This window comes from Pseudovibrio japonicus, assembly GCF_014651595.1.
Lineage (GTDB): Bacteria > Pseudomonadota > Alphaproteobacteria > Rhizobiales > Stappiaceae > Pseudovibrio > Pseudovibrio japonicus.
The window spans coordinates 617102-633853 of the sequence record NZ_BMXE01000002.1; the positions used below are offsets into that span (position 1 = coordinate 617102).

Annotated in this window: 15 protein-coding genes; 11 read left to right on the top strand and 4 right to left on the bottom strand. The window is 54.0% G+C overall.

The genetic code is table 11. The features are described 5' to 3' along the window. On the bottom strand, positions 1-264 hold the full coding sequence (locus tag IE076_RS07585; RefSeq protein ID WP_189436149.1) for a DUF1674 domain-containing protein: 264 nt from the start codon (positions 262-264) through the stop codon (positions 1-3). Between the two features lie 213 nt (positions 265-477). Here IE076_RS07585 and htpX point away from each other — a divergent pair, with 213 nt between their 5' ends. The 7 genes from htpX (at position 478) to IE076_RS07620 (ending at position 9264) form a co-directional block, all read left to right on the top strand. Then, entirely contained in the window at positions 478-1506 is a 1029-nt protein-coding gene (gene htpX / locus IE076_RS07590) for a zinc metalloprotease HtpX (RefSeq protein WP_189436150.1), read from the top strand. A 308-nt stretch (positions 1507-1814) separates the two neighbouring features. Further along, positions 1815-3269, top strand: coding sequence for a 16S rRNA (cytosine(967)-C(5))-methyltransferase RsmB (gene rsmB, locus IE076_RS07595; RefSeq protein WP_189436370.1), 1455 nt, complete (start codon positions 1815-1817; stop codon positions 3267-3269). A gap of 307 nt (positions 3270-3576) precedes the next feature. Further along, positions 3577-5196, top strand: a complete 1620-nt coding sequence (locus IE076_RS07600; RefSeq protein ID WP_209008929.1) for a heparinase II/III family protein — start codon at positions 3577-3579, stop codon at positions 5194-5196. A gap of 165 nt (positions 5197-5361) precedes the next feature. Continuing rightward, entirely contained in the window at positions 5362-6978 is a 1617-nt protein-coding gene (gene purH, locus IE076_RS07605; protein ID WP_189436152.1) for a bifunctional phosphoribosylaminoimidazolecarboxamide formyltransferase/IMP cyclohydrolase, read from the top strand. A gap of 488 nt (positions 6979-7466) precedes the next feature. Continuing rightward, positions 7467-7943 (top strand): GNAT family N-acetyltransferase, encoded by a 477-nt coding sequence (locus IE076_RS07610; RefSeq protein ID WP_189436153.1) that lies wholly within the window; start codon positions 7467-7469, stop codon positions 7941-7943. 123 nt (positions 7944-8066) lie between these two features. Then, the gene (locus IE076_RS07615; RefSeq protein ID WP_189436154.1) at positions 8067-8801 is read left to right on the top strand and encodes a carbonic anhydrase; all 735 of its coding nucleotides are present in this window, start codon (positions 8067-8069) and stop codon (positions 8799-8801) included. Positions 8802-8811: 10 nt separating this feature from the next. Further along, entirely contained in the window at positions 8812-9264 is a 453-nt protein-coding gene (locus IE076_RS07620) for a GNAT family N-acetyltransferase (protein WP_189436155.1), read from the top strand. A 676-nt stretch (positions 9265-9940) separates the two neighbouring features. Here the strand turns inward: IE076_RS07620 and IE076_RS07625 are convergent. After that, complete coding sequence (locus IE076_RS07625; protein WP_189436156.1) at positions 9941-10276, bottom strand: 5-carboxymethyl-2-hydroxymuconate Delta-isomerase; 336 nt, start codon at positions 10274-10276, stop codon at positions 9941-9943. A 394-nt stretch (positions 10277-10670) separates the two neighbouring features. Continuing rightward, positions 10671-10811, bottom strand: coding sequence for a hypothetical protein (locus IE076_RS07630; protein ID WP_189436157.1), 141 nt, complete (start codon positions 10809-10811; stop codon positions 10671-10673). Between the two features lie 61 nt (positions 10812-10872). Between IE076_RS07630 and IE076_RS07635 the strand changes: the two genes are divergently transcribed. Next, positions 10873-11157: a GIY-YIG nuclease family protein gene (locus tag IE076_RS07635; protein WP_189436158.1), complete on the top strand. Its 285-nt coding sequence runs from the start codon at positions 10873-10875 to the stop codon at positions 11155-11157. A 335-nt stretch (positions 11158-11492) separates the two neighbouring features. Here the strand turns inward: IE076_RS07635 and acnA are convergent, their stop codons facing one another. Continuing rightward, a complete protein-coding gene (acnA, locus tag IE076_RS07640; RefSeq protein WP_189436159.1) occupies positions 11493-14168 on the bottom strand; it encodes an aconitate hydratase AcnA in 2676 nt (891 codons plus the stop codon). A 477-nt stretch (positions 14169-14645) separates the two neighbouring features. Between acnA and IE076_RS07645 the strand changes: the two genes are divergently transcribed. The 3 genes from IE076_RS07645 (at position 14646) to ccmB (ending at position 16612) form a co-directional block, all read left to right on the top strand. Continuing rightward, the gene (locus IE076_RS07645) at positions 14646-15086 is read left to right on the top strand and encodes a cupin domain-containing protein (RefSeq protein ID WP_189436160.1); all 441 of its coding nucleotides are present in this window, start codon (positions 14646-14648) and stop codon (positions 15084-15086) included. A 150-nt stretch (positions 15087-15236) separates the two neighbouring features. Beyond that, positions 15237-15941: a heme ABC exporter ATP-binding protein CcmA gene (gene ccmA / locus IE076_RS07650; protein WP_209008968.1), complete on the top strand. Its 705-nt coding sequence runs from the start codon at positions 15237-15239 to the stop codon at positions 15939-15941. Between the two features lie 2 nt (positions 15942-15943). Beyond that, entirely contained in the window at positions 15944-16612 is a 669-nt protein-coding gene (gene ccmB, locus IE076_RS07655; RefSeq protein WP_189436162.1) for a heme exporter protein CcmB, read from the top strand. Positions 16613-16752: the final 140 nt, after the last annotated feature.

Here is a 16752-nt window from a genome sequence, read left to right on the forward strand (position 1 = left end):
CTAAAAGTCGCTGGTGATGCCTTTGACTTCCCAGTCACTGTAGCGTGCAGGGTCCAGACCACCGCGGCCATTGACTTCCTTTTGCATTGCCTTTTGGGCTGCATCGATCTCGGCGCGGCGTTCTTCGGCTTCCTTCAACGCACGCTGTGCAGCGGGTGGAAGATCTTCAAGCCGGCGCTTTTGTGGAGCTTCTTTGGTTTGTTCAGCGGTGTCGATGTCCTTCGCCTTGAAATTTTCGACTGCTGATTTTTCGGTTTTTTCCATCTCAAACCCCGTTGGCTGGTGCTGCTTATCGCTTTTGTAAGCTTGCGTTTGCCATTTGGAGCTACCACTTAAGCAGGAAGCGGTAGTTTCACAATGATCGCGTTGGCTTAGATATAGGCGCGAGAGCCTTTGCTTTGCAATGGGTGTTGCGTTTGTTAGTGAACGACTGCGTGAATTAGCGATTGCGAGAGAAGAAATTGGAGCATTGAAACCATGAACTATGTTCGGACCGGTATGCTGCTTGCGGCGATGACCGCTTTGTTTATGGGAATTGGCTTCTTGATTGGTGGCCAAAGCGGCATGCTGATTGCGCTTGTTATCGCCGCCGGCATGAACATTTTTTCCTATTGGAATTCGGACCGCATGGTTTTGTCCATGCACCACGCGCAGGAAGTGGATGAGCAGCAGGCTCCCGAGCTTTATGGCATGGTGCGGACCATGGCAGCGCGTGCAGAACTACCAATGCCCAAGGTTTATGTGATTCATAACCCGCAGCCCAATGCGTTTGCGACAGGCCGAAACCCGCAGAATGCTGCGGTTGCAGCGACGACTGGCCTTCTGGACACGTTGACCAGAGAAGAAGTTGCGGGTGTTATGGCGCACGAGCTGGCGCACGTGAAGAACCACGACACGTTGATCATGACCATTACAGCGACGATTGCCGGTGCGATTTCAATGCTCGCGAGTTTTGCGCTCTTTTTCGGCGGAAACCGGAACAATCCACTGGGGCTGATTGGCACGATCCTGATGATGATTTTGGCTCCTATGGCTGCTGGTCTGGTGCAAATGGCGATCTCGCGAACGCGTGAGTATGCAGCTGACCGGATGGGGGCGCAGATTTGCGGCAACCCACTGTGGCTTGCTTCCGCCTTGCATAAGATTGCAGGTGGTGCGGCGCACATTGTGAACGAGGATGCAGAGCATAACCCGGCAACGGCACATATGTTCATCATCAACCCGCTTTCGGGTCAGAACATGGATAATTTGTTCTCCACCCACCCAAACACAGATAATCGCATTGCCGCACTTCACGAGATGGCTGATGAAGCTGGCTTTACCGATAATATGCATGGTTCTGGTGGCGGGCACTTTCATGTTCAAGAGACATCCTATTCTCAGCCCGAGCGTGAAACCCGTCGTCCAAGTGGCCCTTGGGGCTCTGCTGGTCAGACCGAACAGCATCAAGGTCATGATCAATCTGATCATGATGAGCCGCGCAGGCCAAAGGGGCCGTGGGGCTAGGCGGCATCAAGGGAAATGGGCGAATGCGAGGTGCCTCTCGCGTTTGCTTTGTTGATTGTGCCGTGTTTACCTGAATAACTATTCGGGCTTCCCAAAATATCTTTGCAATATTACGGGTTCTGTGGTTAGCCGAGCAGGATTTGACAGTTCTCCTGTGGTTGCAACTGGCAGTAATCCGCCAAAACCTCCAGTGCAACCAGATGGTATAGCCCGGTTTCTGACAGAAGCCTTTCACGCAGGAATGCACAGTTACAAGAAGAGATGGCGCCCTAGGACTGGCGACACATTCTGGATTACATGGATCAATGATGAGCGCAGAGCGTAAGAAAACATCCTCCCAGGACAGAAACTCCAAGTTCAAGGGGAGAGGGCGTTCTGGAGCACCGAAACATTCACGTGGAAACGACAGTGCTTCCGAAACCGAAGGCGCAGAGGGCACCTTTAATGATCCCGGTTATGCCGCGCGTAAAGCAGCGACGGACCTGATTGGTAAGGTCCTCAGCAAGCGTATGCCGTTGGATGGTGAGCTAGATCTGAACAATGGCCATCCGGGATACAAGCGTCTTGAGCCAAATGACCGCGCGTTGGTGCGTGCGATTATTGGCACTGCGCTGCGTCGTCGTGGGCAGATCCAAGATGTGATTGACCGCTTCCTTGATCGCCCGATCCCTGAGAAAACTGGTCGTGTTCTGGATATTCTCCACGTTGCCATGGCGCAGTTGTTCTTTATGTCCGTTCCTGATCATGCAGCTGTTTCCCTTGCGGTGACGCTTGCTGGCCGGGATGGACGTGCCAAGCCTTACAAAAACCTCGTCAACGCTGTGCTGCGCCGGGCAACCCGTGAAGGTGCTGCGATTATCGCAGAGCAGGATGCAGCGAAGTTGAATGCCCCTGAGTGGATGTTCACCCGCTGGTGTGAAGTTTACGGTGAAGAAGCCGCGCGTGCGATGTCTGCTGCGCATATGAAAGAACCGTATCTGGATCTATCGGTGCCTGCGGATCAGGATGCCTGGGCTGAGAAGCTTGGCGGTGAGGTTCAGCTTGGCTATTCCGTGCGTTTGCAGCCGGACGGACCGATTGAAAAGCTCGAAGGATTTGATGACGGCAAGTGGTGGGTTCAGGATGCAGCGGCGGCAGTTCCGGCTCGCTTGCTGGGTGATATAAAAGGCAAAGCGGTTGCTGACCTTTGTGCCGCGCCGGGTGGTAAAACCATGCAGCTCGCTGCAGCTGGCGCGAATGTAACCGCTGTCGATATCTCAGCGCGTCGTTTGCAGCGTCTCACACAGAACCTGAAGCGTGTTGGATTGGAAGCGGATACAGAAGTTTCTGATCTGCGCGAGTTTGTGCCCATCGATCTGTTTGATTCTATTTTGTTGGATGCTCCGTGTTCTGCAACCGGCACCATTCGACGGCACCCAGATGTGGCGTGGCTGAAGCGCGAAGATGATGTGCTCAAGCTGGCAGATCTGCAGTACGAGTTGCTTGAGAAAGCCCTTGGCTGGCTGAAACCGGGCGGAACGCTGGTTTATTGCACTTGTTCGCTTGAGCAGGAAGAGGGTGAATTGCAAATACAACGCCTCTTGCTGGAGCATCCTGAGGTGCAGCGAGTGCCGGTGAGTGCAGAAGAACTGGGCGGTGTTGCTGAGGCAGTTAACTCTCAGGGTGACTTCCGTGCAATGCCGGGGCAGAACCCATCTTCTGGCAAAACATCCGGCGGACTGGATGGCTTTTTCGCGGCCCGATTGCGCCTCTTAGAAAAATAGGTGGTGGAATGTCACCAATGATTTGCGCAAATCGGGCATGGTTAACGAGATTTAAACCGCTTGGGCGCAAACCATTTATCAAGTTTCACTGGAACGTGTCGTTGCTCACTACACTCACGAACACGCTCCAATTCGTTGTTTTTGTGCGTATCCTGATCCGAAAACCGAAGATGCTTTTCGGGGATACGCTCTAGCGGAGAGCTGAAAGGGTATGACGGGCGCAACAGTGTCCGAGAGGCTTCGAATCGTTAGCCTTTTGACACAAAACATGGCTCAAAACAGTCTGAACTGGGCGCGAGGGGGATCAATGCTCCGCGCGTTCTCGTTTGGAAGTGCGCCATCGCGTCTGTTGATTGCCCCTCAGGATCTTCGAACTGCAGATGCCACCAATGCTGCTGATATCTATGCGGGCCGTTTCCTGTTTGCCGGGCATTTGGTTGAGGTTGGCGGGCAGTCTCCGTTTGACGTTGAGCCGCCGAATCAGGAATGGGCGAAGGCGCTCCACGGGTTTTCATGGCTCCGTCATTTGCGTGCTGCTGAAACCAACATGGCGCAGCAAAATGCGCGCGCGTTGGTGGAAGACTGGATCAAGACCTGTGGGCGCTGGGATGACATTGGCTGGAAACAAGAGGTTGTTGCCCGCCGCGTGCTGAGCTGGATGGCCCAATCTCCGCTGCTGTTGACCGGGTGTGAGGCAGATTTCTATCGCTCCTTTATGCGTTCGTTGTATCGACAGGTGCGTTTCCTGCGTCGAACCATGGGCAAAACGCCGGAAGGCCTGCCGCGTCTCACCGTTGCTATGGCGAACGCTTGTGCGACGGTTTCCATGGACGGGCAGGGACGTCACATCAAGCAGGCTTTGAAGCGCCTTGATCAGGAGCTTAAGCGTCAGATTCTAGCGGATGGCGGTCATATCTCGCGGCATCCCGGTGCAATCATCGAGATCCTCGTGGACCTGCTTCCAATTCGGCAAGCACTTGTGATGCAAGGGCAAACGGTGTCACCGACCATGATGGAATCCATTGACCGTATGATGCCGATGATCCGTTTCTTCCGACATGGTGATGGTTCCTTTGCGCATTTCAACGGTATGGGCTCAACGCCGGGCGACGTGGTTGCAACTATTCTTGCCTACGACGACGCGCGCGGCACGCCGCCCGTAAGTGCACCTCACTCCGGCTACCAGCGTCTGATGGGTGGAGATAGCCTTGTAATGGTTGATGTGGGCGCGCCTCCGCCAACACGGTTCTCCAACACCACCCATGCGGGTTGTTTGTCGTTTGAGTTTTCCTCTAAGCGTAATCGCATCGTGGTCAACTGTGGTGTTTCCACGCGTGAGCAGGTTGCTTGGAAGATGGTAGCGCGTTCTACGGCGGCCCATTCTACCGCTGGTATTGGGGATACATCGTCTTGCCGTTTTCTGACGTCCTCTCGTTTTGACAAAGTGCTGGGCAATCCGGTGTTGTCCGGACCGAAGGAGGTTAAGGCGGAGCGTCAGGATACTGAGCTTTCTGACCGCGTGATTGCGAGCCATGACGGATATGTTGATCGCTATGGCATTGTTCATGAGCGTGATCTGACATTATCTCGCGATGGTACTGTTCTGGATGGGATTGACCGGTTCAAGCCGACATCTGACAAGACTGAGGCAGAGGTGGCGACGATCCGCTTCCATCTGCATCCTCAGGTAAGCTGCTCTATGCTGCCACTAGGTGAAGCAGCTGTTCTGTCTTGCCCGGATGGTGAGACCTGGGAGTTTACCGCTGACGGGCTCGAGTTCACTGTTGAAGAATCAATCTACCTGTCGGACGTTTTCGGGCACCAGCAAACGCAGCAGATCGTCATTACGCTTAGTGTGAAAGAGGCACAGAGCGTGACATGGATGTTGAGAAAGACAGCATCTGCCAAAGGACGGCGGAAGACCTAACGTCATTTACTCTCACACTCATTAAGTGAAGTAAACTGCTCCGAAAGGTTATCAGTCAAACCTGCCCCAGCACTCAATAAATGGGTTCCCACGGCTGTGAATAAGTGTTATCTGGCGGGCGTCAAACCCTTCTTTGTCCTCCGTTAGAGAATAAGGCTTTTACCCATGGCCGTTGTCTCCAAAGGCGTTCCGATACCTGAACTCGTATCGGTTAAACGCGCGCTTATTTCTGTCTCCGATAAAACTGGTCTTGTTGAATTTGCGAAAGCTCTCTCTGAACGTGGAGTTGAGCTGATCTCAACAGGTGGAACCCGCAAAGCAATTGCGGACGCAGGCCTGCCTGTTAAAGATATCTCCGAGGTGACCGGTTTTCCGGAAATCATGGATGGCCGTGTGAAGACGCTTCATCCGATGGTTCATGGCGGTCTCCTGAGCATCCGCGATGATGCTGAGCATGTTGCTGCGATGAACGAGCATGGCATTACCGGTATCGATCTCCTGTGTGTGAACCTCTATCCTTTTGAAGAGACAGTTGCTTCTGGCGCTGACTATGCAAACGGTATTGAGAATATTGACATTGGTGGTCCTGCGATGACCCGTGCAGCGGCCAAAAACCATGCCTATGTCACCACTGTGGTTGATCCTGCAGACTACGCGACGGTAATTGATGCGCTCGATGCGAATGGGGGCCAATCTCCAATCGCTTTGCGTAAGAAGCTGGCACAGAAGGCTTATGCCCGCACAGCTGCTTATGATGCTGCTGTTTCGAACTGGATGGCAGACCAGCTTGATGAAGCGGCTCCTGACTATCGCGCGATCGGCGGCAAGCTGAACGAAGTGATGCGCTATGGTGAAAACCCGCATCAGGCCGCTGGCTTCTACGTGACTGGCGAGAAACGTCCAGGTGTGGCGACTGCGCGTCAGGTGCAGGGCAAGAAGCTTTCTTACAACAACATCAATGACACGGATGCCGCGTTCGAGTTGGTTTCCGAGTTTGATCCGGCCCGTACGGCTGCTGTTGCCATTATCAAGCATGCCAACCCATGCGGTGTTGCTGAAGCGGCGACGCTGAAGGAAGCCTACGAGAAAGCTCTTGCTTGTGATCCGGTTTCTGCGTTCGGCGGTATTGTTGCGCTCAACGGTACTTTGGATGCGGATGCTGCTCTAGAGATCACCAAGATCTTTACCGAGGTGATCATTGCTCCTGATGCAACGGAAGAAGCAATTGCGCTGGTTGCCAAGAAGAAGAATCTGCGCCTGCTTGTGACCGGTGGCCTTTCTGATCCGCGTGCGAAAGGTCTTTATGTGAAGACTGTTTCCGGTGGTTTGCTTGTCCAGGATCGTGACAACGGTGTTGTCGATGATCTGGATCTGAAGGTGGTGACAAAGCGCGCGCCGACAGATCAGGAGCTGGCTGATCTGAAGATGGCGTTCCGTGTTGGGAAGCACGTGAAGTCCAACGCGATTGTCTACGTCAAAGACGGCGCCACTGTTGGTATCGGCGCAGGACAGATGAGCCGTGTTGACAGTGCTCGCATTGCAGCGCGCAAAGCTGAGGATGCTGCTGAAGCAGCTGGCCTTGCTGAGCCGTTGACGAAGGGCTGTGTGGTTGCCTCTGATGCGTTCTTCCCGTTCGCAGATGGTCTCCTTTCCGCTGCTGAAGCTGGGGCGACTGCTGTTATTCAGCCGGGCGGTTCCATGCGTGATGACGAAGTGATCAAAGCCGCTGATAAAGCTGGCCTTGCAATGGTCGTGACCGGCATGCGCCACTTCCGCCACTAAGCAACAACGACCCTTATAAATTCCGAGCCCTCGCAGGTTTTGCTTGCGAGGGCTTTTTTGTTGGGCTGTTGGTTTTAGCAACTGCGGAGAGCCCATGCGGCGCACTGGTTCCAGCCCATCCAAATTTTCCAATTTTGGCTTGCCTCACTTTGGCTATTTGTAGCTTTTATCAGAAACGCCAAGAAAATTTGCCAAGCTCAGGTAAGCGCAGATGGAGGTAGTGCTTTGCTGTTGTGTTGGTCGCAACACGATCTTGAGTATAGCTTTGCCATGAATGAGGGGAATAACTCGGTCCCTTTCTGGTGTCGTGTTTGGCGATAGAGTTCTCTCAGTTTTGACAATGGGGAGACTCACTGAAAATTGCTAGGCTTCCAGCGCATGGGTGCCTTGCCCTAGGTTTTTTGTTTTCTTGCGTATCCTTATCTCAGATCACGATAGATGGTGTGGGGATGCGCTCCATGGCGATCAGAGATCAGGGAGATTGGCCCATGACATTTGAAACATTTGAAGAGATCATAGTGGAACCTGCCATTGAAGCAGATGCCTCTCGCTTAGGGGAGCTTGTCTTTGCAATGGAAAGAGAGCTTTGGCCCGAGGATGAGTTGGACCTTGATCGGTTTAAGGAAACGGCGAGGGATATTTTGTCTGATGGTAACTTTCGTTATTGGGCTTATCTGGCACGGTCTCAGGGAGAACTGCTGGGATTTATCACTCTTGCAGAAAAGAAGGCCATTTATGCGGGAGGCCCATTCGGTGAGATTGTTGAGTTTTACGTTGTGCCGTCCGGGCGTTGTGCCGGGATTGGGAAGAGCTTGCTGGCGCGGGCCGTTTTAAAAGGGCAAGAGCTGGATTGGCCTTATCTGGAAGTGGCAGCGCCGCATCAGCCGGCCTGGAAGACGACGTTAAGTTTTTATCTTAATAACGAATTCCGAGAAATTGGTCCCCGGTTGGAAAGGGAAATTTAGGTGCGATTGCGGGTTCTTGCGGTTTAAGGCTGTTTCGCGCTGTTCGACAACAGATTATCCAGAATGGACTTCTAGGCTTGTGGTGACTTTTGTTTGTTTGGCCAGGAGAAGCCTATGTGTTGGATGTGCAATAAGAAAGCGGAACTGGTCGGATCACCGGAGCGCCGTAAGTTCCTGAAGACGGCCGGCGTGTTTGGCGCCGCTCTGGCGACAGGTGGTGTTGGTGCTGTTTCGTCTGCCCAGGCACAGCAACCTCCTATTCCGAAGAATGAGATCAGCGGCGATGCAGCTCTCACGCGTTTGATGGATGGCAACAAGCGCTATGTGGAGGGGAATATCACCCCTGCTGATTTTCCGAGCACCCGTGAAGCTTTGGCACAAGCGCAGAACCCGTTTGCCGCGATTGTGGGTTGTTCGGACTCCCGTGTTGCGCCGGAGCTGGCGTTTGATACCGGACGCGGTGACCTGTTCGTGGTGCGCATTGCTGGCAATGTGGTGACGCCGGAAGGGTTTGCCAGCCTTGAGTACTGTGTTGAGGAGCTGGGTACGCAGCTCATTATGGTGCTCGGTCACCAGGGCTGCGGTGCTGTGCAGGCGGCTATTTCTTCCGTTCAGAGCGGGAACCAGCTGCCGGGCCATATTCCGAGCCTTGTTGAGCTTCTTCTGCCTCCTGTGCAGCAGGCGCAGTCGGAGAGTGGAGATATTCTTTCCAATGCCATCAAAGCCAATGTGCAATGGGGCGTCGCTGCTCTGCAGCAGGCCGCGCCTATTTTGAACAGCCACGTTCAGGATGGAACCTTGAGGGTGGTCGGTGGTGTTTATGACCTTCATACGGGTCAGGTTGAACTGGTGACATAGGGGGCCGCAGATGGTTGTTCCCATAATCAGAGTGGCAGAAGCGAAGGATACTCCGGCAATTCTGGAGCTTGAGGCTCATTATATGGCGGAGCTGGAGCCGCAGAACTTTGAGCGGTGGAAGGCGTGTGAGGCCGTGCACCGCAAGCGTGTGGAAGAGGTTTTGCTGCGCACCTTTGTGGCTGATATGTCCGAGGAGGTCATCGGCTATTGTTATTGGGGGCTCCACAAGGACAGTGCGCATATCTTCAACATGTATGTACATCCGGATTTTCGCCGTTACGGACTGGCGAAGTGTTTGTTACAGCGTGTGGAAGACGATGTTCAGCGCAAGGGCTTCAGCCGCTGGACGTTTAATCCGATCAATACCAAATCCGGCAAGGTGTTTATGGAGCAGCTTGGTTATAAGCTGTTGTGGGAGGATACAGACCGGCTCCACATGTTCAAAGAACGGGTGACAGCGTGATCTGCTGCGATCCCCCCAGACACAAACACTGATAGCACCGCTGGAAATTTCCGGCGGTGTTTTCACGTGAAACCCGGTTAAACGGGATGAGCAAGGCGAGCAGGCAGTGCCTGCGCTACTTGTTTGTATAGATTCTTCGGCATTGGCTGTTCGCCTTGCCCGGACGTTTTTGTAGGAGGCTATGGCCAAGCTCCAAAAGACGCTTTGAGAAGGCACTCCTGTTACGAAAATGCCTCCCAGTGCTGACGCCCTCTGGTTCAGCCGCGCATCCTCCCGCCTCAACACTCATGGCGTTTGGGCAACCTCCACGGACCTGCTGCGAAATACGTTACCTTCCACAGTAGCCCCATCCAGCCTACGACCAACTGACGGACGGCCCGCCAGCAGCCCGTTACGTAGGCATGGGAGTAAGTATGGGGTGTGTTTTGGTGTGGGGGATAAGTTTTTTGAGGGGCACAAGACTAACTCTCGAACAACACAACCTTCACGGTATAACGCTACCGCTGCATGGGTCCCGGCTCGGAGGCCGGGATGACGGCGGTGTGTGTTTGCAACACTTCAGAAAGCATCCCTTTCCGTCATCCCGCACTTGATGCGGGATCCAGTAGAGTGGTGGTGAATATCTGACGAAGTGGTTCTGGATCTCGGCTCGGGAGCCAAGATGGCACTGGTGGTTTCACCGTTTCGCGTAAATCTCCCGATCTATATCTCTTACATCAACCGTTATAAATTCGACCTGAGGGAATAAATCCGACATCCGCTCCAAAATTGAACTTGATAATTTAGCTTTTTGATCTGTGGTACGGCCCGCCAATATGTAGGCAGTGATGTGTATAAAATCCTCGCGTTTACCGCCTGCCAGATAATCTTCAAAAGGCAATAGCCTGACTTTGATATCCCGCTCACCAAATAAGTTTGAAGCAAAGGTGACTTTGTGAACCTCCTCGCAAAGAGTCTGGCTCGAATGTAGTTTCAGCACGTCTTTTGAGCATTCGATAATCGCGTGTGGCATAGCTCTCACCCCCTCTTATTTTTCGCTTGGTAAACTAAGGCAAAAGTGTTTTTGGGAAAACTGGAAATGGCATTGAAATGAGTAATGCCCCAGAGAAGACATTTATATGTTGAGGTGGACAGGTTTGAGAGTGCTGCTCTGGATCCTGGCTCGGAGGCCGGGATGACGCAGGGGAGAGGAACAGCTGCAACGCCCCAATGCCGTCATCCCGCATAAGCGCAGCGCACTGCGGGATCCAGGATGGCGGTTGCTAAGGTCCTCGCAAGTGGCTCTGAAACAGGATATGAGGGCCGGGATGATATCTAGGGCGGTGGAGGGCTCTACTGCGAGGCTTGCCGACAAAAAACGGGCCCCAAAGGGCTCGTCTGCATATCTGCATTACACTAAGCTAGGCTCAGCTGCTTACGAGGTTCTTCAGCACGTAGTGGAGGATGTCGCCGGCTTTGATGTATTCTAGTTCGTCTTCGATATTGATGCGGCAGAAGCCCCAGTTGTCATCCCGCACTTGATGCGGGATCCAGTGAGAAGCTGCCACCTATAACGCCTTAGCCATTTCATGTTGTTGTTGTTCTGCGTGGAACGCCGCAGACTTGGGCATGGCGTATTTTGTTTATATCACCGCAAGCAGACGGAATGGCACGCTTTATATAGGCGTAACCAATGATCTGGCGCGTCGGGTGTATGAGCACCGGGAGAAAGTCGCGGTGTCGTTCACAGCGCGCTATGATGTGTCGCGGCTGGTTTACTATGAGGAGTTTGAGCGGATTGGGGATGCTATTGCTCGGGAGAAAAAGCTGAAGCGTTGGAGACGGGTTTGGAAGATTGAGCTGATTGAAGGGTTTAATCCGACTTGGCGGGATTTGTACGCGGAGCTAGTTTAAAGCGCGGAGTTGGATGGGTTTGTGGGCTTGGCTTTTGAACCCGGTCTTAGGGGCTGGGATAGTGACTGTGTGGGTCGGCCCCTCATATCGTCATCCCGCACTCGATGCGGGATCTAGCGAGAAGCTACCAGCAATAACGCCAGAGCTACTTTATGTTGTCGTCGTCGCGTGTGGGACGGTACTGAATTCAGTTGGATAGGTTTGTGAATTTGGCTCTGGGTCCCGCATCGAGTGCGGGATGACGGCGGAGGAGGTTTGCTTTGAGGTGGCGGAAAAGCCAACAAAAACGGGCCCCGAAGGGCCCGTCTCTGTATCCACGTTAAACCAAGCTAGCCTCAGCCGCTTACCAGGTTCCTCAGCACGTAGTGGAGGATTCCGCCGGCTTTGATGTATTCTAGTTCGTCTTCGGTATCGATGCGGCAGAGGGCTTCGATGGTTTTCTTTGTGCCGTCTGCGTATTCGACCTGAATGTCGACCATCTGGCGGGGCTTGAGGTCTGCGACGCCGAGGATAGTGACTTTTTCAGTGCCTTCGATACCGTGGGACTGCCAGCTTTCGCCTTCTTTGAAGGTGAATGGCAGGACGCCCATGCCGACCAGGTTGGAGCGGTGGATGCGCTCGAAGCTCTGGGCGATGACAGCGCGAACGCCGAGCAGTTTGGTGCCTTTGGCCGCCCAGTCACGGGAGGAGCCAGTGCCGTATTCCTTACCAGCGAAGACAACGAGCGGGGTGCCTGCTTCCTTGTATTCCATGCAGGCGTCGTAGATCCAACGCTGCTTGCCGTCCTTCATGGTGTAGCCACCTTCAACACCCGGTACCATCTGGTTTTTGATGCGGATGTTGCCGAAGGTGCCGCGCATCATGACTTCGTGGTTACCACGGCGGGAGCCGTAGGAGTTGAAGTCTTTCGGCGCGATCTGGTGGGATTCAAGGTACTGACCAGCCGGACTGTCGGCCTTGATCGCCCCAGCCGGGGAGATGTGGTCGGTGGTGATTGAATCGAGGAAAAGACCCATAACTGCCGCGCCCTCAATGTCGGTGAGGGGTGTTGGCTCCATGGTCATGCCTTCGAAGTAAGGCGGGTTCTGCACGTAGGTGGAGGCTGGTGGCCAGCCGTAGGTCATGCCGCCTTCGACCTTGATGTTCTGCCAGTGCTTGTCACCTTTGAAGACATCAGCGTAGCGCTGCTCGAACATCTCTTCAGTGATGCAGGAGCGGACGAGGTCTGTGATTTCCTCAGTGGTTGGCCACAGGTCCTTCAGGTAAACCGGATTGCCTTCCTGATCTCTGCCGAGCGGGTCTTTGGCTACGTTGATGTTCAGCGAGCCTGCGATGGCGTAGGCGACAACCAGTGGCGGGGAGGCCAGATAGTTGGCGCGGACATCCGGATTGACGCGGCCTTCGAAGTTGCGGTTGCCCGAGAGAACGGAACAGGCGACGAGGTCGTTGTCGCTGATGCTCTTAGAGATCTCAGGGGGCAGTGGGCCGGAGTTGCCAATACAGGTGGTACAGCCGTAACCGGTGAGGTTGAAGCCGAGGGCGTCGAGATCATCCTGCACGCCAGCTTTTTCAAGGTAGTCGGTAACGACCTGCGAGCCGGGGGCCAGTGAGGTTTTCACCCATGGCTTGACCTTAAGACCCTTCGCGCGCGCCTTGCGGGCCACCAATCCAGCGCCGATGAGAACGGACGGGTTGGAGGTGTTGGTGCACGAGGTGATCGCGGCGATGACGACGTCACCGTTGCCAAGGTCATGATCGCGGCCTTCGATTGGTGCGCGTTTGTATTCTTCGCCAGCTTTCTTGAATTCTTCCGCCATGGTTTTGGCGAAGCCTTCAGAAGCGTCGATCAGGGAGATACGGTCCTGCGGGCGCTTTGGTCCGGCGATGGATGGGACCACGGTGGAGATGTCCAGTTCCAGCGTGTCTGTGAAGACTGGCTCGGAGTGGGTGTCGCGGAACATGCCCTGTGCCTTGGAGTAGGCTTCTACCAGTGCAATCCGGTCTGCGGTGCGGCCCGTGGACTTCAGGTATTTGAGGGTGTCGTTGTCAACGGGGAAGAAGCCACAGGTGGCGCCGTATTCTGGTGCCATGTTGGCGATGGTGGCAGTGTCTTCCAGCGACAGGTTGTCGAGGCCGGGGCCGTAGAATTCGACGAACTTGCCGACAACGCCTTTCTTACGCAGCATTTCAACGACGGTCAGCACTAGGTCCGTTGCGGTAATGCCTTCTGCCATTTCGCCGGTGAGTTTGAAGCCGACGACCTCAGGGATCAGCATGGAGATCGGCTGGCCGAGCATGGCCGCTTCTGCCTCAATGCCGCCGACGCCCCAGCCGAGAACAGCGAGGCCGTTGACCATAGTGGTGTGGGAGTCGGTGCCGACAAGGGTGTCAGGGTAGGCGACGGTTTCGCCGTTTTCTTCCTTGGTCCAGACGGTTTGGGCGAGGTACTCAAGGTTGACCTGGTGACAGATGCCGGTGCCCGGAGGAACGGCGCGGAAGTTGTCAAATGCGGATTGGCCCCAGCGAAGGAACTCGTAGCGCTCGTTGTTGCGCTCATACTCGCGTTCCACGTTGAGGGCGAAAGCGGAGGTGGTGCCGAAGTAGTCCACCATGACGGAGTGGTCGATGACCAGATCAACGGGAACCTGCGGGTTCACCTTTTTTGGGTCACCGCCGAGGTTGACCGCAGCGTCGCGCATTGCGGCGAGGTCGACAACGGCCGGAACGCCGGTGAAGTCCTGCATGAGCACGCGGGCAGGGCGGTAGGCGATTTCGTGTGTGGACTTGCGGGTTTTGAGCCATTCTGCGACGGCCTTGATATCGTCAGCTGTGACGGTGCGGCCATCTTCAAAGCGCAGCAGGTTCTCCAGAACGACCTTTAGAGAGAAAGGAAGCTTGGAGACGCCTTCAAGGCCGTTCTTCTCAGCTTCTGGAATGGAAAAGTAAGTGTAAGACTTGTCGCCGACTTGCAGCGTTTGCTTGGCCTTAAAACTGTTTAGAGATTGGGTCATTCGGCGATCTCCTTATTTCGTTACCCGACTTGAGCTGGGAACGGAGCTTTGAGCTGACGAACCTCTCCGATATCTCCCGGAGTTTTGTGGTTCGCCGTCATGGCGTGGGTTGATCAACTAATAAATGCATTAAAAGTGCTTCATGGAATTCAATCAGCTTATAGTTGTTGTTGCTATAGCGTCTTTCTGACGCAGGTTCCAATCAAACTGCTGCGGAAGGCTAACAATTTGTCAGGGGCAGGTTTGAGTAGGGGTGGAGCTCCTGATTTAGGCGGGATGTGATTTGGCATTACTAAATTATATACAACAGTATACAATTGTGTCCAGCCATTTTTTTGACCCTGAGTTGTGATAGAGGACCGGAAGGTGAAGCCTGCCAAGTAACGGTTTAACCAAATGTGAACAGAGGCGGGATATGCCGAAAAATTCCGCAGAGAACAGCTGGAAATAACCAATAATAAGAGGAAGGTGTTTCTCATGAAACCTGCAGATGTGGCTGGTCGCGATCCTTTAGATTTGGGTGTAAATTCCGAAAGCGCAACGACCCGGGAAGTTGAAAATCTGTATACCGAGGTCGAGCTTGTCCTCGATAAGTGCGAGACCACCATTACAAAGCAACCTGTTCTTTACCCAGCAGACCGGCAGGCTCAAATAACCTCTTTTGTTATTACGCTGGCACCGGGGGCAGTCGTTTCTGAGCATATGCACCCCGTTCCCGCTTACGGATATATACTTGATGGTGAGCTGACGATCACCTATGAGAAAGAAACTCCTCTGACTTTTACAAAGGGGGAGGCATTTATTGAGGCTGTTCATACCTGGCACCACGGCAAAAATACCGGAACAGTGCCAACGCGAATCCTGGCTGTATTTATGGGAGCGAAGGGTTTGCCTAATGTGATACAGCCTCCTGAATAGAGTGGTTTGCGCAAAGACGGGATCATGCAAACTGCTCTAATTCTTTGTTGGAGCGTATCTAATCCGGAAACCGGGTCCATTTTTCGGGATACGCCATCAGTTTGATAAGCAGCATGAGCTGTTGTGGTGGTTTCGGGCGCAATGAACCAATTGAAGTTAGTCTGTCAGGGTGTTGCATGTGATCGCGGTGGCCGCAGGGTTTTGAACCACGTCGACCTTGAGGTTGGCTCAGGCGAAGCTCTGATTGTGCAGGGCCCCAACGGTGTTGGTAAGTCCAGTCTGCTGCGTGTGATCGCCGGGCTGGTGGCAACCGCGAAGGGCTCAATCACGCTGGAAGGCGGGATGGCTGAGCGCTCTGTTGCCGAGCAGTCCCATTATTTCGGGCACCTTGATGCGCTGAAACCTCTGCAAACTGTCCTAGAGAACCTGAGTTTCTGGCGGAGTTTCTTTGAGCCAGCTGATTTTGGCGATGGCAAAGTGCGTGAGAGCATGAGCGAGCTGGAAGCGCTGGATACTTTGGGTATCGCGCATACAGCCAGCTTGCCAGCGGGCTACTTGAGTGCTGGACAGCGCCGACGCCTTTCGGTGGCGCGCTTGCTAGTGGTGCCGCGTCCGATCTGGCTGCTTGATGAGCCGACGTCTGCTCTCGATAAAGCCTCTGAAGAAGTGTTGTTGGGCTTGATTGCTGACCATATCCACGCTGGTGGTCTTGTGGTTGCAGCGACCCACCTGCCGCTTAATCTGCCGAATACCAAGTTCTTGAACCTGTCCCCTGTGACGACCGAAAGCGAACATATGTTTGCCGGGGATGATCTGGACGATTACTTCGACGAACCCGAGCAGGACGAGGACTGATCATGAGTTGGATGAAGAGTCTTTTTGTTCGTGAATACCAACTGGCGAACCGCGTTGGTGGTGGTGCGTTGATTGGCGTGCTGTTCTTCTTGGCAGTGGTGACGATTTTCCCGTTTGGTGTAGGTCCGGATATGATCCTGCTGTCGCGGATTGGTGCAGCCATCCTCTGGATTGGCGCGCTGCTGGCGACGTTACTCGGGCTGGACCGGCTGTTTCAGGCGGACCGTGAAGATGGCAGTCTTGAGCTTTTGGTGATGTCCGGGCGCTCGCTGGAGCTTGTTGTGCTGATCAAATGTGCGGCGCACTGGGCGGCAACCGGGCTTCCGCTGGTGTTGGCAACGCCGGTTCTTTCTTTGTTCGTGGGGTTGGACTTCCAGAGCATCGTTCTGGTGACGCTGACCTTGCTTGTTGGCGCGCCTGCACTAACGCTTGTTGGTGCGGTGGGTGCTGGTGTTACTGTGTCTATGCGCCGGGGTGGGGTGTTGCTCTCCATTCTGGTCATTCCGCTGGCTGTTCCAATTCTTATCTTTGGTGTGAGTGCAGCAACGGCAGGAGCGATCGACTCCAATAACTTCCTCGTTCCGTTCCTGTTTTTGTGCGCTTTGACACTTTTTGGTCTTGTTGTTGGGCCGCTTGCAGCCGCCGCTGCGCTTCGTGTTTCGGGCGAGTGATTGGTGTAAGTGGCAGGAAACTGCAAATACATTGAGTGTTAAGTCTATGTAACATCGACTAAAATGGGTGAATTACATAATTGTGAAGTGTCAAATTGCGTATAATCAATGATCATGGGGTGCCCGTGACACATTGTACA